Source organism: Streptomyces sp. NBC_00878 (assembly GCF_026341515.1).
GTDB lineage: Bacteria > Actinomycetota > Actinomycetes > Streptomycetales > Streptomycetaceae > Streptomyces.
In genome coordinates, this window is sequence record NZ_JAPEOK010000001.1 from 5867383 (window position 1) to 5885509 (window position 18127).

Annotated in this window: 18 protein-coding genes and 1 pseudogene; 7 read left to right on the forward strand and 12 right to left on the reverse strand. The window is 69.7% G+C overall.

Annotated features, from left to right (window positions below):
* Window positions 1–45: 45 nt before the first annotated feature.
* On the reverse strand, window positions 46–1557 hold the full coding sequence (locus OHA11_RS25315; protein ID WP_266499972.1) for an APC family permease: 1512 nt from the start codon (window positions 1555–1557) through the stop codon (window positions 46–48).
* A 239-nt stretch (window positions 1558–1796) separates the two neighbouring features.
* Between OHA11_RS25315 and OHA11_RS25320 the strand changes: the two genes are divergently transcribed.
* The 3 genes from OHA11_RS25320 to OHA11_RS25330 all read left to right on the forward strand — a co-directional run bounded on the left by OHA11_RS25320 (window position 1797) and on the right by OHA11_RS25330 (window position 4846).
* Window positions 1797–3191, forward strand: coding sequence for an ethanolamine ammonia-lyase subunit EutB (locus OHA11_RS25320; RefSeq protein WP_266499976.1), 1395 nt, complete (start codon window positions 1797–1799; stop codon window positions 3189–3191).
* Window positions 3192–3226: 35 nt separating this feature from the next.
* Entirely contained in the window at window positions 3227–4033 is an 807-nt protein-coding gene (eutC, locus tag OHA11_RS25325) for an ethanolamine ammonia-lyase subunit EutC (RefSeq protein WP_266507445.1), read from the forward strand.
* 294 nt (window positions 4034–4327) lie between these two features.
* Complete coding sequence (locus OHA11_RS25330) at window positions 4328–4846, forward strand: hypothetical protein (RefSeq protein WP_266499978.1); 519 nt, start codon at window positions 4328–4330, stop codon at window positions 4844–4846.
* A 71-nt stretch (window positions 4847–4917) separates the two neighbouring features.
* Here the strand turns inward: OHA11_RS25330 and OHA11_RS48390 are convergent, their stop codons facing one another.
* Window positions 4918–5490, reverse strand: coding sequence for a hypothetical protein (locus tag OHA11_RS48390; RefSeq protein ID WP_323186784.1), 573 nt, complete (start codon window positions 5488–5490; stop codon window positions 4918–4920).
* 192 nt (window positions 5491–5682) lie between these two features.
* A pseudogene (locus OHA11_RS25340) lies at window positions 5683–6126 on the reverse strand (diacylglycerol kinase); the annotation flags it as partial.
* Window positions 6127–6314: 188 nt separating this feature from the next.
* Between OHA11_RS25340 and OHA11_RS25345 the strand changes: the two are divergent.
* The gene (locus OHA11_RS25345) at window positions 6315–7598 is read left to right on the forward strand and encodes an adenylosuccinate synthase (RefSeq protein ID WP_266499980.1); all 1284 of its coding nucleotides are present in this window, start codon (window positions 6315–6317) and stop codon (window positions 7596–7598) included.
* Window positions 7599–7828: 230 nt separating this feature from the next.
* Here the strand turns inward: OHA11_RS25345 and OHA11_RS25350 are convergent, their stop codons facing one another.
* From OHA11_RS25350 to OHA11_RS25360, 3 genes are read right to left on the reverse strand one after another with little or no spacing between them, the layout of a single operon-like run.
* Entirely contained in the window at window positions 7829–9751 is a 1923-nt protein-coding gene (locus OHA11_RS25350) for a serine/threonine-protein kinase (RefSeq protein ID WP_266499981.1), read from the reverse strand.
* Between the two features lie 46 nt (window positions 9752–9797).
* Window positions 9798–10100: a DUF397 domain-containing protein gene (locus tag OHA11_RS25355; RefSeq protein ID WP_266499983.1), complete on the reverse strand. Its 303-nt coding sequence runs from the start codon at window positions 10098–10100 to the stop codon at window positions 9798–9800.
* The gene (locus OHA11_RS25360; protein ID WP_266499984.1) at window positions 10097–10933 is read right to left on the reverse strand and encodes a helix-turn-helix transcriptional regulator; all 837 of its coding nucleotides are present in this window, start codon (window positions 10931–10933) and stop codon (window positions 10097–10099) included. The genes OHA11_RS25355 and OHA11_RS25360 overlap by 4 nt, the downstream gene beginning before the upstream one ends.
* Before the next feature lie 124 nt (window positions 10934–11057).
* Here OHA11_RS25360 and OHA11_RS25365 point away from each other — a divergent pair, with 124 nt between their 5' ends.
* Both OHA11_RS25365 and OHA11_RS25370 read left to right on the forward strand, forming a co-directional pair.
* Window positions 11058–11498 (forward strand): hypothetical protein, encoded by a 441-nt coding sequence (locus OHA11_RS25365; protein ID WP_266499985.1) that lies wholly within the window; start codon window positions 11058–11060, stop codon window positions 11496–11498.
* A 47-nt stretch (window positions 11499–11545) separates the two neighbouring features.
* Window positions 11546–11836 carry a hypothetical protein gene (locus OHA11_RS25370; RefSeq protein WP_266499987.1) on the forward strand — a complete coding sequence of 97 codons (291 nt, stop codon included), beginning with the start codon at window positions 11546–11548 and terminating at the stop codon, window positions 11834–11836.
* A 108-nt stretch (window positions 11837–11944) separates the two neighbouring features.
* Here OHA11_RS25370 and OHA11_RS25375 read toward each other — a convergent pair whose 3' ends face one another.
* From OHA11_RS25375 to OHA11_RS25400, 6 genes are all read right to left on the reverse strand, one after another.
* On the reverse strand, window positions 11945–12499 hold the full coding sequence (locus tag OHA11_RS25375; RefSeq protein WP_266499988.1) for a TIGR03086 family metal-binding protein: 555 nt from the start codon (window positions 12497–12499) through the stop codon (window positions 11945–11947).
* Window positions 12496–13038 carry an SRPBCC family protein gene (locus OHA11_RS25380; protein ID WP_266499990.1) on the reverse strand — a complete coding sequence of 181 codons (543 nt, stop codon included), beginning with the start codon at window positions 13036–13038 and terminating at the stop codon, window positions 12496–12498. The genes OHA11_RS25375 and OHA11_RS25380 overlap by 4 nt, the downstream gene beginning before the upstream one ends.
* The gene (locus OHA11_RS25385) at window positions 13035–13397 is read right to left on the reverse strand and encodes a helix-turn-helix transcriptional regulator (RefSeq protein WP_266499991.1); all 363 of its coding nucleotides are present in this window, start codon (window positions 13395–13397) and stop codon (window positions 13035–13037) included. Before OHA11_RS25385 ends, OHA11_RS25380 begins: the two co-directional genes overlap by 4 nt.
* A 584-nt stretch (window positions 13398–13981) precedes the next feature.
* A complete protein-coding gene (locus OHA11_RS25390) occupies window positions 13982–14632 on the reverse strand; it encodes a hypothetical protein (RefSeq protein WP_266499993.1) in 651 nt (216 codons plus the stop codon).
* Window positions 14633–14759: 127 nt separating this feature from the next.
* The gene (locus tag OHA11_RS25395; protein ID WP_266507447.1) at window positions 14760–15551 is read right to left on the reverse strand and encodes a GntR family transcriptional regulator; all 792 of its coding nucleotides are present in this window, start codon (window positions 15549–15551) and stop codon (window positions 14760–14762) included.
* A 385-nt stretch (window positions 15552–15936) separates the two neighbouring features.
* Window positions 15937–17292, reverse strand: coding sequence for an aspartate aminotransferase family protein (locus OHA11_RS25400; RefSeq protein WP_266499995.1), 1356 nt, complete (start codon window positions 17290–17292; stop codon window positions 15937–15939).
* A gap of 182 nt (window positions 17293–17474) precedes the next feature.
* On the opposite strand from OHA11_RS25400, the gene OHA11_RS25405 reads away from it, so the two are divergent.
* The gene (locus OHA11_RS25405; RefSeq protein ID WP_266499997.1) at window positions 17475–18122 is read left to right on the forward strand and encodes a DJ-1/PfpI family protein; all 648 of its coding nucleotides are present in this window, start codon (window positions 17475–17477) and stop codon (window positions 18120–18122) included.
* Window positions 18123–18127: the final 5 nt, after the last annotated feature.

Genomic DNA, 18127 nt, shown 5'->3' on the forward strand with positions numbered 1-18127 from the left:
GTCGTGGCTGGTCGCGCAGTTCCCCGCGCCCCTGAAGGGGCGCGCCTACCGCTCCTTCGTCTCCTCCAGGACCGTCCGTCCCAGCAGCGCGTACCCTTCCGGCCGCCGGCGCTTCAGGTACTGCGCGTACGCGACCCCGCCCACCGCGATCAGCGCGACGATCCACGGGGTGGCCTTCAGGACGATCGAGCCGGACTCGGGACCGGCCGCGACGCCCATGTTGGACACCAGGAGCACCACCACCGCGAGCATCGCGAGACCGCCGACGAGCGGGGCGGTGAAGGTCCTGAACCAGTGACGCGACTCGGGGTGGTTCTTGCGGAAGTACGCCAGCACCGCGAACGAACACACCGCCTGCACCACCAGGATGGCCATCGTGCCGAGGATGGCGAGCAGGACGTACGTACCGGTGTACGGGTCCTTGCCGGCCGCCCAGAACGCGCCGAGCAGCACCGCGCTGACGACCGTCTGGACGAGGCCCGCGACGTGCGGGGAGCCGTGGTCCGGGTGGGTGCGCCCGATCGTGCGCTGCAGTGACGGCAGGACACCTTCGCGGCCGAGGGCGTAGAGATAGCGGGCGGCACAGTTGTGGAAGGCCATGCCGCAGGCCAGCGAGCCGGTGATCATCAGCCACTGCATGACGATGACGGCCCAGTGGCCGACGTACTGCTCGGTGGGGTTGAAGAAGAGGGCGAGCGGGTTGGAGGACGAGGCAGCCTCGACGGCCGCCGCCTCGCCGTTGCCCGTGACGGCCATCCAGGAGACGAAGACGTAGAAGATGCCGACGCCGAGTACCGAGATCATCGTGGCCTTGGGGATGATCTTCTTCGGGTCGCGGGACTCCTCGCCGTACATGGCCGTCGACTCGAAGCCGACCCACGACCAGAAGGCGAAGAAGAGTCCGAGACCGGCCGAGGTCCCCTGGAAGGCGTTGACCGGGTTGACCGGACCGAACGTGAAGCCGTCCGGGCCGCCGCCGTGCAGCGCGACGGAGATCGCCATCGCCGCGAGGATCGTGACCTCGGTGGCCAGCAGAACCACGAGCAGCTTCTCGGCGACCGACACCCCGAACCATGTGCCCATGGCGTTGATCGCGAGCATCAGGATCGCGAACGCCCACCACGGGACGTCCACCCCCGTCTGGTCGTGGAGGGTCGTCGTGGCGAAGGTCGAGAAGATACCGATCAGGGCCGGCTCGAAGACCACGTACGCGAAGGTCGCGAGGAGTCCGGAGGCGAGGCCGACGGTCCGGCCGAGGCCGAACGAGATGAAGCCGTAGAAGGCGCCCGTGGACGTGATGTGCTTCGCCATCGAGGTGAAGCCGACCGCAAAGATCGCCAGGACGACCATTGCGACGAGGTAGCTCGCGGGGGCTCCGATGCCGTTTCCGGAGGAGACCATGAAGGGCACGTTGCCCGTCATCGCGGTGATCGGCGCGGCGGTGGCGACGGCCATGAAGACCACGCCCAGCAGGCCGATCGCGTTCGGCTTGAGCCGGTGGACGGTGGTGTCCTCGCCGGTCGCCGCCTCGGGGGCTGCGCCCTCCTGTACTGCCATCGGGTGGCCCCTCTCCAGGGTCGTCCGCGGTCGCCCGCTCGTCTTCGCGCTTGTCTTCGCGCGTGTCTTCGGTCGACCGGAATGCTGCACGGAAAATGAGTCGTGTCGCCGGTCCGGGCGTTAAATGTTTGTCAACCAGACCTTTAGAACGCCTATGGATCGCCCCGGCAGCGAACGTCTGCGTTAACTCTCCGCCCGGCCATGGACCCCGTACGCCCACGCTTCGTACCGTCCCCGGCATGAGCATGTACACCGCCACCCTCGGCGACCGCACCCACCGCTTCGACGGCCTCGCCCGGCTGCTCGCCGCCGCGAGCCCCGAACGCTCCGGCGACCGCCTCGCCGGGCTCGCCGCCGAGTCGGCGCAGGCGCGGGTCGCGGCCCGCTGGGCGCTGGCGGACGTGCCGCTGGCACGGTTCCTGGCCGAGCCGGTGATCCCGTACGAGGACGACGACGTCACCCGGCTCATCGTGGACACCCATGACGCGGTGGCCTTCGCACCGGTCGCCGGTCTCACGGTCGGGGAGTTCCGGGAGTGGCTGCTCTCGGACGCGGCGGACGCGACGGCCCTGGCCGCGCTGGCCCCAGGTCTGACCCCCGAGATGACGGCGGCCGTCTCCAAACTCATGGGCAACGCCGACCTGGTCGCCGTCGCCCGCAAGGTCCGTGTCGTCACGGCCTTCCGCTCGACGATCGGCCTGCCCGGCCGCCTCGCGACCCGCCTCCAGCCCAACCACCCCACCGACGACCCGGCGGGCGTCGCCGCGGCGCTCCTCGACGGGCTCCTCCTCGGCTCCGGCGACGCGGTCATCGGCATCAACCCGGCGACCGACAGCCCCAAGGCCGTACGGGACCTGCTGGAACTCCTGGACGGCGTGATCCAGCGGTACGCGATCCCCACCCAGTCCTGCGTGCTCAGCCACGTCACGACGAGCATCGACCTGATGGCCGCCGGAGCGCCCGTCGACCTCGTCTTCCAGTCCATCGCCGGTACCCAGGCCGCGAACGCCTCCTTCGGCGTCACCCTCGGCCTCCTCGACGAGGCGTACGAGGCGGCGCGCGCCCTGGGCCGCGGCACGGTCGGGTCCAACGCCCTGTACTTCGAGACCGGCCAGGGCAGCGCGCTCTCCGCCGACGCGCACCACGGGGTGGACCAGCAGACGGTCGAGGCACGCGCGTACGCGGTGGCCCGCCGCTACGAGCCGTTCCTCGTCAACACGGTGGTCGGCTTCATCGGCCCGGAGTACCTGTACGACGGCCGGCAGATCCTCCGCGCCGCCCTCGAAGACCACTTCTGCGGCAAGCTGCTCGGCCTGCCCATGGGCCTGGACATCTGCTACACGAACCACGCCGACGCGGACGACGACGACATCGCCACCATGCTGACCATGCTGGGCGTGGCCGGGGCGTCCTTCGTCATCTGCACGCCCGGCGGCGACGACATCATGCTCAACTACCAATCCGCCTCCTTCCACGACGTGTTGTACCTGCGTGAGGTCCTGGGGCTGCGCCCGGCACCGGAGTTCGAGGCATGGCTCGACGGGATCGGCCTGCTCGACGAACGGGGTGGGATACGGTCCGTCGCCGGCACCGCCCACCCCCTGATGGCCATCGGCAAGGAGCTGGCAGCATGACGGATCGTCAACTGGCGACCCTGGTAAGGGCATTGATGGCACCCGGGTCGCCGGATTCGTCGGATTCGTCGGATGCCGCGCTGTGGGCGGGGCTGCGGCGGCACACCCAGGCGCGGATCGGGCTGGGCCGTGCCGGGTCCGCCCTGCCGACGCGCCACCGTCTCGAACTGCAGGCCGCGCACGCGGCGGCGCGGGACGCGGTGCACTCGCCGTTCGACCCGGACGTGGTGGCGTCGGCGCTGCCGGGTGTGCCGACGGTACGGGTCCGGAGTGCGGCTCCCGACCGGCTGACGTACCTTCAGCGGCCCGATCTGGGCCGCAGGCTCGATGACATCGACCGGGCGCACCTTCCGCGTGACGCCTGCGGCGCCCGGGACGCCTGGGACGTTGTCTTCGTGGTTGCGGACGGGCTGTCGAGCCGGGCCGTCCACGATCACGCGGCGCCGCTGATCCGCGCGACCACGGCCCTGCTCCCGGCCGACTGGCGGGTCGCGCCGGTCGTCCTCGCCGAGCAGGCGCGGGTGGCGCTCGGTGACGACGTCGCCCACGCGCTGGGCGCGGCCATGGTCGTCGTCCTTGTCGGCGAACGGCCCGGGATGTCGGCGGCGGACTCCCTGGGCGCGTACCTCACGTACGCCCCGAAGCCCGGCACCACGACGGACGCCGACCGCAACTGCCTCTCCAACATCCGGCCTCCGCTGGGCCTGTCCTACGAGACGGCGTCCGCCAAGCTGACGGTCCTCATGCACCGGGCCCGCGAGCTGCGTCTCACCGGGGTGAACCTGAAGGACGAGTCGGACACACTGCCGACGGCACCGACGACACCGACCAAGCTGCCGTAGGCGGACGCGGCTCTCTGGCCGGACGCGGTCCCTCGGCCGGATGCAACCCCTCGGCCGGACGCGGTCCCCTACACTCCGGCGTGCCTCCAACTCCGTTGGCACACAGGGGGATTCGTGCCGGACAGCAATCTCGAACCCACCGTTCCGGGAGAGCCGGGAGAGCCGGGAGAGCCGGGAGAGCCGGGCGTTCCGGGAGCGCAGGGTGCGCAAGGTGCGCAGGGTGCGTCCCGTAGTCCCGGCGCTCCACGCATCCCGGCGGGGCCGCCCGCCGGTGGCGCCCATGTCGACGAACGCATGCGAGCTCTTCGCACCGAGGTCGAGCTGCTCATCACCGAAGCGCGCATCGGGGCGCGGCGGGCGCAGCGGCGCGGCAAGCTGTGGAACGCGACCAACATCTGTCTCGGCTTCCCCGCGGCCGTCCTGGCGGGGATCTCCGGCGCCGCGGGCCTGGCCTCCACGGGTGCCCGTGTCCCGGCGGCCATCCTGGCCCTGCTGGCGGCCGGTTTCTCGGCGGGCTCGACCTTTCTGCGCGCCGACGCACGGCAGATGACCAACCTCCGGCGGCGCTACGCTTGGCAGACCCTGGAGACACGGGCCCGTCTGGTGCTGGCATTCGAGGCGTACGAGGGCGTCGAGCAGCTCCACGTCGCCCTCCTCCAGCTCCATGCCCTGCGAGCCGCCGTACCCTCCAGTGCCCTTGTCCTGGCCGAGCTGCAGCCGCCGGTCCAGCAGGTGTCGGCCCAGCCGCTCCCGCTGCCGCTCCCGCTGCCGTTCCCGCAGCAGGCGGTCGGTCCGACCGATCCCACCGCCTGACCCACTCCCGGCCTTCGGCCGACGCCGACCCTGGCCCCCCTGGCCCCGTCGGCCGGGACGGAGTGCCAGGCTCACCCCGGCAACGTCAGCCCCCATGCCCCCTCCCGCACCGTCCACGTCCGCGTCCGCACTGGCCCCCAGACCACCGCGTCCGCGCGATAGCGGAAGTCCGACCCCGACACGGTGATGGTCCGGGCCACGGCCTCCAGTGCGGCGGCCTCCGCGCCCACGGAGGCGGGCCGCACCCTGACCAGGGCGCCTCCGCCGAGGCCGCCCGGCGTGACGGACACGGCCTCCAGCGGCTGGTCCAGATCGACGAGGGTCACCCCGTCGACCTCGATCCGCAGCCGCGTGGGCCCGATCACCGGAGGCGCCGAGCCCCGGGAGGGCCGCGCCGCGAGGGTCCGTACGAGGGACTGGCAGGTGCGGAGCCAGTGATGGTGATGCCCGTCACCGTTCTCCGAGGCGGCCCGGGAGTCCGAGCCCGAACCCGAACCCGAACCCGAGCCTGAACGTGAGCCGGAGCCGAACCCCAAGCTCAGTCCCAGCCCCAGTCGCGAGCCGGAGCCGGAGCCGGAGCCGGAACCGGAACCGGAGGCAGAGCCGGAGCCGGAACCAGAGCCGTGGTCAGGGCCAGACCTCAAGCCGCTCCCCGAGCCGCCACCTGAACCCGAGCCCGAGCCCGAGCCCGAGCCCGACCCCGAGCTCATCCCTGCCCCTGCCCCTGCCCCTGGACCTGCACCCGCGCCTGCCCCTGGACCTCCCCCTGAACCTCCCCCCGCTTCCCAACCGGCCCCCGCTTCCCATCCGACCCCCGCACCCCACCCGGCGCCCGCCAACGGCGGAATCCGCAGCGACCCCAACACCACCCCGTCACTGTCGTCCACCAGGAGATCGAGCCGCCGCTCGGACCCGTCGAGGACGGCCCGAGCCGCCGCGACGGCCCCTATCGGCACTCCCAGCGCCCGTGCGAGCGACAGGGTCCCGCCCTCCACCCCCACGGGCACCAGGGACAGTGCACATCCGGCCAGTTCCCGCCGACGGTACAAAAGGGATACAGCACGCAAAAGGGACCGGTCGTCCCCGATCACGACAGGGCGGCGCGACCCTCGCCGGGCCAGTACCCGATCGAATTCCTCGGGTCCGTCAGGGAGGCACACTTTGGTCGTCGCACCCGCGCTGAGCACGTCTTTCGCGATCCGTACCGACTCACCGTCACCGTGACGGGCGACCGGGTCGATGACCACCAGGAGCTGGTCGGAAGTCGCCACCTCGGTCATGCCTCGCTTCCTCGGGTAGCATCTTTGTGCAAGAGCCCCTTGCGCTATTGCGCCAGGGGCTTCGTCTATTCCGGGGCATCCGGTCCGACGGTCGCGGCCAAAGGTGGTCGCCGCGTACGCAGCGCTACCAGAACCAGCCGCGTACGTCCCGACCTTGGACATGCCCCGCCCGGAAGGGGTGTACGCGCGTGCCCGCACTTGTGCTGCTCGGTGCTCAGTGGGGTGACGAAGGCAAGGGAAAGGCCACCGACCTGCTCGGTGGTTCCGTGGACTATGTGGTGCGCTACCAGGGCGGCAACAACGCCGGCCACACGGTAGTCGTTGGCGATCAGAAGTACGCCCTCCACCTCCTCCCTTCCGGAATCCTCTCGCCGGGGTGTACTCCGGTCATCGGCAACGGAGTCGTCGTCGACCCGTCGGTCCTGTTCTCCGAGCTGAACGGACTGAACGAACGAGGCGTCGACACCTCCAAACTCCTCATCAGCGGAAACGCGCACATCATCACGCCCTACAACGTGACGGTGGACAAGGTGACGGAACGCTTCCTCGGGAAGCGGAAGATCGGCACGACCGGCCGCGGTATCGGCCCGACGTACGCGGACAAGATCAACCGCGTCGGCATCCGCGTCCAGGACCTGTACGACGAGTCGATCCTGATGCAGAAGGTCGAGGCGGCCCTCGACGGCAAGAACCAGCTCCTCACGAAGGTCTTCAACCGACGCGCCATCGAGTCGGGGCAGGTCGTCGAGGAACTGCTGACGTACGCGGAGAAGCTGCGCCCGTATGTCGCCGACACCGTCCTCGTGCTCAACAAGGCGCTCGACGACGACAAGGTGGTCCTCTTCGAGGGCGGCCAGGGCACGCTGCTGGACATCGACCACGGCACCTACCCCTTCGTGACGTCGTCGAACCCGACGGCGGGCGGCGCCTGCACGGGCGCGGGCGTGGGCCCGACGAAGATCAGCCGGGTCATCGGCATCCTGAAGGCGTACACGACCCGAGTCGGCGCGGGCCCGTTCCCCACGGAGCTCTTCGACGAGGACGGCGAGGCCCTGCGCCGCATCGGCCACGAGCGCGGTGTCACCACCGGCCGTGACCGCCGCTGCGGTTGGTTCGACGCGGTCATCGCGCGGTACGCGACGCGCGTCAACGGCCTGACGGACTTCTTCCTGACGAAGCTGGACGTCCTGACCGGCTGGGAGGAGATCCCGGTCTGCGTGGCGTACGAGATCGACGGCAAGCGCGTCGAGGAACTCCCGTACTCCCAGACGGACTTCCACCACGCGAAGCCGGTCTACGAGACACTGCCGGGCTGGTCGGAGGACATCACGAAGGCCAAGACCTTCGCGGACCTCCCGAAGAACGCGCAGGACTACGTCAAGGCGCTGGAGGAGATGTCGGGCGCCCCGATCTCAGCGATCGGCGTGGGCCCGGGCCGCGACGAGACGATCCAGATCAACTCGTTCATCTAGTACGGGTGGTACGGGACTTCGGTACGTGATGTCGCTGCGCCCCGGTGGTCCGTGGTGGACGATGCTGTTGGCGAATCCCGTCAGACCTCCAGCAAGTGGGCCATGAGTCCCAGCGACACGCCGCAAACCCGGCGTGTCGCTGGGACTCCCGCGACAATTACTTCGCCCGGCGGATTCGCCAACAGCATCGTCCGTGGTGGACCGCCGGGGGCGCTGTGCCGTCCGGCGGGTCACTTCAGACGGCGAAACTCTGTGGCGCTGCCCTCGGGGAGGGGAGTACGGGTGAGCGTCGAGGGAATGCTCGCGCCGTCGAAGCCCCCGAAGCGATAGGAATACGCGAGGCTCGGCGCCTTGCACTTGGCGTCGGACGCCTTCCTGTCGAGGTGCGCCGGGGCAGTGATGAGCTCGTCGCCGGCGCTCATGATGATCGCCGACCACTCACAGTGTCGGTTTCTGTTGGTGTCGACCCCGGTGACGGTGGCGGTGCCGGGGGTGCCCGAGCCAATGGTCAAGGACAATCGGTCGGCGCTCCAAGCGCCTTGAAATTCCTTGAGAAGGTGAGCTCCTCGTTCCTCGGTCGGGGTCATGCGCACGTTGGGGGTCTTCCCGACCTGGAAGAGGATCTTTCCGGGCTCGGAATCCAGGTACACGCTCCCGGGGAGGGTGCACTGTCGTGTCGAAGCGCCCGGGGGCGTGATGCTGCTGACCGTGTGGTTGCCCAGGACCAGGGTGTACTCGTCCATTTCGATTGCCCTGGAACGACCGGTGCAGACCGCGTCGTGCGTGGCCACGATGAAGTGGGCGCCCCAGTCCCCCGGCTCTTCCGCCTCCACGAGGTCCAGCCGGATCATGGAGAAGGGGGAGCCGGTCTCGGGAGGCACAGTGGCCACCCAGGGCCCGGTGATCTGGGGATACTCCTTCGCCTCGTCCCCCTCCTTCGCCTCCCTCGCCTCGTCCGCCACCCTGTCCGATGTGCTGCTGCGCTCCGCCACGGTTTCCTTGACGAGAAGGACAAGATGCGTCGCGACGTAGACCGACATGGCGGCTGCCAGTGAGACGAGCAGGCCAACGGCCCTGCGCTTCATGAGTGCGCGTTTCGACAGGGGCGCTGTCCTGATCCGTGGTGGGGCGATCCCTGCCTCTGGGACGTCCAGCGGGTCCCGGTTCCCCGACGGATCGGGGAAGTCGGGTAACTCCGTGAGCTGGGGCGCCTCCCGCTCCATCCGCTGGGGCGAGGTCGGGACAGGCTGGGTGGCCGCCCGGTCGAGCCGTGCCAGCAACGGCGCGGGCAGCCAGGCCCCCGCCGGAGCGCGTCGCGTATGCTCCACCACCTCGTCCACGGACGGCCGCTCGGCCGGATCCTTGGCCAGACACTCCCGCACCAGGTCGATGAGAGCCTCGGGAAGCGCGGTCAAGTCCGGTTCCTCGTAAGCGATGCGGAACAGCAGCGCGTGCACGCCGACGGCGGTGCCGTCCTTGGCGAACGGGGAGCAGCCGGTGGCCGCGTACGCGAGTACGCAGCCGAGTGAGAAGACATCGCCGGCCGGGGTGATCCGGTCACCGCGGACCTGCTCCGGAGACATGAATTCGGGTGAGCCGACGAGGTTCCCCGCCGGGGTGATCGTGCTGTCCGCCGGAGCGTCCAGGACGTGGGCGATCCCGAAGTCGATGACCCGTGGACCGTCCACGGTCAGCAGTACATTGGACGGCTTCAGATCGCGGTGGACAAGACCGGCGGCGTGGATGGCCCGTAGTGCCAGCCCCATCCGGTTCGCCAGCACATGCGCGGAAGCGGAGGGAAGAGGGCCGAAGTCGCCCCGTACGACGGCCTGGAGCGTGGGTCCGGGAACGTAGGCGGTGGCCACCCACGGGATGTCGGCGTCGGTGTCCGCGTCGAGGACGCGTGCGGTCCACTTGCCGCCGACCCGTCGCGCCGCCCGTACCTCGCGCGCGAACCTCCGCCGGAACTCGTCCTGTTCGGCGATCTCGGCGCGGACCAGTTTCACGGCCACGGTGTCTGTGCCTGAGTCCGGGCCCGATCCCGTGCCGGCGGCCCGGGCGAGGTACACCCGTCCCATACCGCCCGCGCCCAGCCTTCCCAACAGGCGGTACGGACCGATGCGCGACGGGTCGTCATGGGCCAGAGGCTGCATGGCCCGGATCTTCGCACAACGACGCCTGGGGAAGGGTGAGTTCAGATCAACGAGCCCAGCTCAGGAAGGCGGACCAGGCGGGGGCGTCCACGGTGAGGTGGGGGAGGTCCGGGTTCTTGGAGTCGCGGATGTGGATGGTGTGGGGGCAGGCGGCGACTTCGACGCAGTTGCCACCGCCGCTGTCGCTGTACGACGACTTGCGCCAGGCGGCAGCGACTTCCACACAGTTGCCGCCGCCGTCGTCGCTGTATGACGACTTGCGCCAGTCGTAGGCGACTTCGAGGCAGTTTCCGCCGCCGCCGTCGCTGTAGCTCGACTTGAACCACCGCAGCGTTCCGGTGCCGGTCATCCTTCTTCTCCTGCCAACCGTTCGATGAGGCCGAGCGATTCGTCGGGGCTCAGCGCCTGTGCGCGGATCTTCGCATAGCGGTGCGCCAATTGGGACACCTCCGCCGGATCGTTGATCAGGATGCCCTGGTCCTCGATCTCCATGTAGACGACGTGCTCGTGCTCCTTGGTCTCCACGAGCTTCATGGCGCCGCGGTCACCCGCGTACGTGCCGCGAAGTCCGCGATCCAGCGGCAGCACTTGTACGCAGACATTGTCTCTCCGCGCGTCCTCGGCGAGCGAGCGCAGTTGTCCCCGCAAAATCTCCCAGCTGCCGAACGGCCGTCGCAGCACGGCCTCTTCGAGGATCAGCTCGATCATCGGGGCCGGACTCCGCTCGAAGAGTTTCCTGCGGGCCAGCCGCGCTTCGACCAGCTCCTCGCGCTTCGGCTCGGACACCGGCGGATAGCTGCCACTGATCAGCGCCCGCGCGTACTCCTCGGTCTGGAACAGGCCGTCGACGACCAGCGTCTCGTACGACGACAGCGTGACCGCCCCAGCCTCCAGCTCCGAAAAACCACGGAACCGAGCCGGGTACTTCTCCAGCAGCATCCACTTGCGTGCTTTGTCGAAGACGCGGAGCCCGCCGCCGATCGCCTCCTCCAGCTTGACGAGCATCTGGTCACTCGCGGGCTGGGCGCACGTTTCCATCGCGCTGATCGCCGACGCCGTGTACCCGGTCATCTTGCCCACCTGCTCCTGCGAGAGCTGCAGTTGCTCGCGCAGCGCCTTCGCGAGGGCGGCGACCAGATGTGCCGTCCCGCCCGCCTCCGCCTTGTTCTCAGCCCGCGCCATACGGTCACCCCTGGACTCAACCGAACTCAACTGATCTCAACCTGCCTAACGTTGGTCCCGACCGTGACCGACCGGCAACGCAGAGTCATTGAGAACGCTAGCCACACCTGCCGAAACTGTCCCCATGGATACGGAAAGTCACGACCTAAACATCGCCGACCCCCCACTTGCCCCTGATTGGATCCCTCTCACCGGCCTCCAACTCCGCAGGGCGGGCGTCCAGTTCGACGCGGTGAGAGTGGACGGAGTCCCCGGCCGTCACGCTGCGGACGTGCTCGCGCGGATGACGGGCGGGGATCCGGGGCCGGTCGTCGAGGAGGCGAACGGGCGCCGGGCGGTGTACTTCCTGGTGTCGGTGGGCAGCACGTCGCACCGCGCCTGGCCCGACGGGGTCACCCGGCTCGTCGCGGGCCGGGACCACGTCTCGTACATCCCCGTTCCCGCCCTCAACGGACTGACGTGGCCGCTGAGTTGGCGGTACCGGCCCGGCGTCGACGGACGCTTCGTGCACACCCTGCTGCTGCGCTCCGCGCTGGAGGCCCTGGAGTGGGCGTCCGGAGCATAGGGGGCATACGCTGATTTTGCACCCCAAATGAGGAGAAGGTGAGTGCGATGCGTGTCATGCTCAAGGCCACGCTGGACACGGAGAGGGCGAACGAGGCCATCCGTAGCGGCAAGATGCCGGAGCTGATCAAGGAGATCCTGGACCACCTCAAGCCCGAAGCGGCGTACTTCGCGCCCTTGGGCGGTCGGCGTACCTGCCTCCTGTTCTTCGACATGAAGGACAGCTCGGAGCTGCCTCCCACCGGAGAGCCGTTCCTCACCCAGTTCAACGCCGAGGTCGAGGTCACCCCGATCATGAACGCCGAGGACCTCCAGAAGGGTCTGTCCCAGCTGCGCTGACCGCCAGGGCGTCCGCTTCATATACGTGCCCGTACTCTGCCCGGCCGCCACGTCGTGACCACCGACCCCGATCTGTACGCGGACATGCCCGGCAACAGGGAGACGCGCTCAGGGCCTACGGCCGATGAAGGCGAGCAAGCGGGTCTGTACGTCGGCACTTTCGGGTACCTCTACGCGTGGTCCGTACTGCCCGCTGTCGCGGAGCACGTCGTCGAGCGGAAGCATCCCGTCGAGCAACTGGGCGCACCTGACGGGGTCGAGGCGCTCCTCCTGGCCGGTGGCCCGCGCCAGGTCCCAGGTGTGCATGAAGACGTCGGCGGTGTAGAACCGGTCGACCGCCTGGTCCAGCGGGACCTCTCCGATGTGAGGGTTCGACAGCACCCTCTGTGCCGTGGCCGGATCGTCGAGGAGGGCCTGCACCCCGTCGCTGTGCACCGTCCAGGCCGTCACCGGGTCGTCGTCCACCGACGGCCCTTTCGGCAGCTCGACTCCGGCGCCGGCCTTCAGGAAGTCCGGGAACCACTCGACAAGGTGGCGCACCACATCCCGGGCGACCCACCCCTCGCACGGCGCCGGGTTGTCCCATGCCCCGGGACTCACCCCGCGCACGCGGTCCGTGAATACCCCTGCGACGGTGCGGTGCTCATCGGTTGCCCTCGTCATGATCTCAAGCCTTCCGTTTCGGTACGCCGGTCGGCGTTGCCGCTCTGGTGGCCGCTGAGCAGCTCGTCAAGCCGCTCGTGGCCTTCCCGGACGCCGCGTTGCATGCCGCTCCTGATCATCGAGTCGCGGGCCTCGATGGAGTCCATGAGGGATTTGGTGGTGACCCGGGTGCGACCGCCGAGGGCCTCGAAGATGGTTGTCTCCAGGCTGACGCCGTCCGGGAAGCCGTCGAAGGCGAAGGTCTGCACGATGCGTTCGTCGAGGCGTACCTCGTGGAACACGCCCCGGAAGCCGTACTCCGTCCCGTCGTCCTCGCGATGCACATAGCGGTACGACCCACCGCTGCATGTGTCGTACTCGTCGATCCGCATGGTGAGCCGACGCGGGCCGAGCCACTGGACGACCAGGTCGGGATCGGTGTACGCCCGGAACACGCGCTCCGGCGAAGCGTCGAACTCCCGGATGATGAGGATGGTGGGCAGAGCCGGGTCGGCCACGATCTGCGTCTCGTGCCGACGGTTCGCCTTCGTGGTGCTCACGATGCCGCCTCCTTCGTCGAGGTGCCCGCCACCGGCTGTTCCTCCATCTGCTCCAGGACGGCATCGAGCCGATGGAAACGGTCCTCCGCCTCGCGCCGGTAACGTTCGATCCATTTCGTCATCAGGTCGAAGACCTCTGCCTCAAGGCGGCAGGGCCGCCGCTGGGCGTCCCTGCCGCGACTGACCAGACCGGCGTCTTCCAGGACCCTGATGTGCTTGGACACGGCCTGCACGGTCACGTCGTACGGCTCGGCCAATTCATTGACCGTGGCATCCCCGGCGGCCAGCCTGGCCACGATGTCGCGCCGGGTCGGGTCGGCCAGAGCGGAGAACACCCGGGACAGCCGGTCGTCGGCCATCTCCCACCTCGCATATTCAACCAATCGGTTGAATAACCCTACGGCCCATCTCGCGGCGTTGTCAACCGACTGGTTGAGTAACGGTCGACGCGCCGGACGGCGACGGCTGACGCCCAGACGCACACCCGAGCGGTCCGTTGCGCGTTGCGGGCGGCGCTGATCCAGTCCGGCAGCCCGGCAGCCCGGCAGCCCGGCAGCCCGGCAGCCCGGCAGTCCGGCAGCCCGGCAGGGCGGCACCGGTGCGCTGGGCAAGCATCCGGGCGAAGTCGCGGACGAGTTCGTGAGGCAACTTTCCTATATCGAAGCCGACCATTGCGCGGAGTCACGCCTCTGCCACCCGGGCACAAAGCGGCCTTCGCGGAGCCGGCCGGCACCAGAAAGATCTCGGACCACGGCCTGCCCCCGGGTCCCGGGCTCGGCGACCACGTTGGAGTGCACCAGGACCATGTAGTCCGATCACTGGGCATCGAGCCCCAGAACTGACCGTCTGACCGGACCGCCTGTCCGGGGACCGCTTGTTCGGTAGGCCCTACCGAACAGGCCCTACCGAACAGGCCCTACCGAACAGGCCCTACCGGAGGGACCTAGCTGAAGATGATCATCGAGCCCTGGGCCAGGCTCCGGGTCGCCGCCGCGTGCAGGCCCAGCCATACGTGCCGTTCGCGGGCGAACGGGCTCGAATCGAAGGGAGCGGGGGCGGCCGGCTCCTCCAACTCGGTGGGGGCCACGGGAGGTTGCGGCGGGAGAGGAGGCACGGTGGGGTCGATGCCGATCGACGGGGCGACGAACTCCAGCTCGCGCAGCAGGGTCTGGGACGAGCCCAACGGGCCCCCGCCCGCGAGGAGTTCGTCGCTGGACAGCGGGTGCGGGAAGTCCACCGGCACGTACGCGCCCGCGTGGTCGTAGTGCCAGACCAGGTGCGACTGCTGGGCCGTCGTGTCGAACATCTCCAGCAACTGCTCGTAGTCGCCGCCCAGCGCGTCGACCGGCGTCACCGCGAGCCCGCACACCTGCAACAGGTACGCGCGGCGCAGGAAGTGCAGCGCGTCGTAGTCGAAGCCCGCCACCGGCGCCACGTCGCCGGAGAGCCCCGGCATATAGGCATAGACCGGCACCGGCGGAAGTCCGGCCTCGCCCAGAACCTTGTCGTAGAGCGCGAGTTCCTCGGCGAAGGGGTTGTCGGGGGTGTGGCACAACACGTCGACGAGCGGGACCAGCCACAGGTCACAGGCCAACTGAGAGCTCCTCGCGTAGCACGGTGGTCAAGAAAGGGTAGTGGGTGCAAGCGCGGTCGGTCCCCGCCGTGCACGTCGGATACCCCACACCCGCCGCCCCCACCCCCCGATGCCCGGTGGCCCGGCGCTATTCGGCCGCCGGCCCTCCGCTCACCGGCCCTTCGCTGGTCAGCCCTTCGGCCACCAGCCCTTCCGCCGCAAGCCCCTCGATCAGCGCCAGCGAGTGCGCGTCGTACGCCGTCACGATCGCGTGTGCGGTCGGGGCGTCGCGTTGGGTGAGGGCGTCCACGAGGGCCGTGTGCTCGGCCCACAGGTGGCCGCGCAGGTCATCGGCCAGGCGCAGGTGCTGGACCGCGCACACCCAGGACTGGACGCGCAGCCGGTGCAGGAAGTCGGCGAGATAGGGGTTGCCGAACAGTCCGCTGAGCTCGCGCCAGAAGCGCAGGTCGTAGCCGATGAGGATGTTGAGGTCACCGGCGGCGGCCGCCCGCTGGGCCTCCTCGCCGCGGCGGCGCACCCCGGCGAGCGCGGCGCCGGTGCGCGGGTCGTCGATGCGGGTGGCGAGCGCGGCGCGGGCGCCCCGGGTGGTGGTGGCCTTCCCGTCGAGCAGGCCCCGGAAGATGCTGTCCGTGACCAGGCTGCGGGCCTCGATCATGCCCCGGTAGTCGTTCAGCGAGTACTCGTGGACGCGGAAGCCGCGGTGCTGGTCCGCGTCCAGCAGGCCCTGGGCCGACAGGTCGACGAGGGCCTCACGGACGGGGGTCGCGGAGACGCCGTACTGCTCGGCGATCTCCTTGACCGTGAACTCCTGGCCCGGCTTGAGCCGTCCGGCGAGCACCTCGTCGCGGAGCGCGTCCGCGATCTGCTGCCGCAGGGTGCTGCGGGTGACGGCGCCATTGCTGCTGCCGGTGCCGGGCATCGTCCGGGTCTCCCTCCGATCGGGTAAGTACTCGCTCATGTCTACGAGCCAGTCACCTTACGCGTTCGGGGTTCGGCCATCCGGATTGCACCGACCCTCCACGGCACCGCACCGATCCTGCGCCGCACCCCACCGAATTCTCCGCCGCACCGCACCCCACCGCACCGATCCGGCACCGCACCGATCCGGCACCGCACCGATCCGGCACCGCACCGATCCTGCGCCGCACCGATCCTGCGCCGCACCGATCCTGCGCCGCACCGATCCTGCGCCGCACCGATCCTGCGCCGCACCGATCCTGCGCCGCACCGATCCTGCGCCGCACCGCGCCGAATCCTCCGCGTCTCCCCGCTACGCCATCTCCATCTCCATCTCCATCTCGCCGCTACACCGTGTGCTCGTCCGCCACGGAGAGCGCCTCGTCGAGCGCCGCCAGGCCCTCCTTGGCCTCCGCCTCCGTGATGTTGCACGGGGGAACGACATGGGTGCGGTTCATGTTGATGAAGGGCCACAGACCGTGCGCCTTCGCCGCGGCACCGAACGCCGCCATGGGCGCGTTCGCGGCGCCGGACGCGTTGTACGGCACCAGCGGCTCGCGCGTCTCCCTGTCCCGTACGAGTTCCAGGGCCCAGAAGACACCCGTGCCGCGGACGTCGCCGACGCTCGGGTGGCGTTCGGCCAGCTCGCGCAGCCCGGGACCGAGCACGGCCTCGCCGGTCCGGGTGGCCTGGCCGAGGATGTCCTCCTCCTCCATCACGTTGAGGGTCGCGACGGCGGCGGCGCAGGCGAGCGGGTGCCCGGAGTAGGTGAGCCCGCCGGGGTACGGGCGCTTCGCGAACGTCTCGGCGATGGCCGGCGAGATCGCGACACCGCCCAGCGGTACGTACCCGGAGTTCACGCCCTTCGCGAACGTCATCAGGTCCGGCACGACCCCGTAGTGGTCGGCGGCGAACCAGTGCCCGGTCCGGCCGAAGCCCGCCATGACCTCGTCCAGGACGAAGACGATCCCGTACTCGTCGCAGAGGGCGCGGACGCCCTCCAGGTATCCCGGCGGCGGCATCATGATCCCCGCCGTTCCCGGAATCGTCTCCAGGATGATCGCCGCGATGGTGGCGGGGCCCTCGAAGACGATCGTGTCCTCCAGGTGCTGGAGCGCGCGCTCGCACTCCTGCTCCTCGGTCTCCGCGTGGAAGGGCGAGCGGTACAGGAACGGCGCCCAGAAGTGCACGACCCCGGCCGCCCCGCTGTCGTTCGGCCAGCGGCGCGGGTCACCCGTGAGGTTGATCGCGGCGGCGGTCGCCCCGTGGTACGAGCGGTAGGCGGAGAGCACCTTCGGGCGGCCGGTGTGCAGCTTGGCCATGCGCGTGGCGTTCTCGACGGCCTCGGCGCCCCCGTTGGTGAAGAAGATCTTGTCCAGATCTCCCGGTGTCCGCTCGGCGATCAGCCGCGCCGCCTCCGACCGGGCCTCGACGGCGAAGGCCGGCGCGAACGTCGTCATCGTCGCGGCCTGCTCCTGGATCGCGGCGACGACCTTCGGGTGCTGGTAGCCGATGTTCGTGAAGACGAGCCCACTGGTGAAGTCCAGATACCGCCTGCCGTCGTAGTCCCAGAAGTACGACCCCTCCGCACCGGCGACGGCGAGCGGGTCGATGAGCTCCTGCGCTGACCAGGAGTGGAACACATGCGCACGGTCCGCGGCTTTCACGGCGGCGCCGGCCTGGGGATGGGGCTGAGGGGTCATGCGCCGAGGGTAAGCGGCCGGGGCGGAGGCGCGACATCGGCGTCCTGTCTGCGCTCCGACCGGGAACGCGACAGGTTGTCGCGTGTGAATTGATTGACAGCATCCTGTCGTAATGACAGCATGCTTACATAAGTACACGCAGGGGGCCGGACCGAGCGGCACGACCGAGAGGGAGTCCAGTCATGAGCAGCGACCGCAAGCCCGTACACCTCGCCGTCTACGACACGCTCGCTGACTGGGAGACCGGTCACACGACCGCGTACCTGGCCCGCGGCGGCTACGAGATCCGGACGGTCGGGGCGTCCGGCGACCCCGTGAAGTCCGTGAAGTCCGTCGGTGGGCTGCGGATCCAGCCCGACCTCGCGCTCGACGAGCTACGGCCCGAGGACAGCGCGCTGCTGATCCTGCCGGGCGCCGACCTGTGGGCTGTGACATCAGCTGCTACCGCGGCGGGGAGCGACGACCTCGCCCCCTTCGCCCGCAAGGCGCGCGAGTTCCTGGACGCCGACGTACCCGTCGCCGCGATCTGCGGGGCCACGGCCGGGCTCGCCCGCGAAGGCCTGCTCGACGACCGGGCCCACACCAGCGCCGTCTCCTTCTACCTCGCGGACACGGGATACAAGGGCGGCGAGCACTACGTCGACACCGACGCCGTCACGGACGCGGACGGCAAGCTGATCACCGCGGGGCCCACCGAGCCCGTCGCGTTCGCGCGGGAGGTGTTCGGACTGCTCGGGGTGTACGAGGGAGAGGTGCTCGACGCCTGGTACCGGCTGTTCCACGACTCGGACGCGGAGGCGTACGCGGTACTTGAGGCGGCCGGGCAGTGACTGAG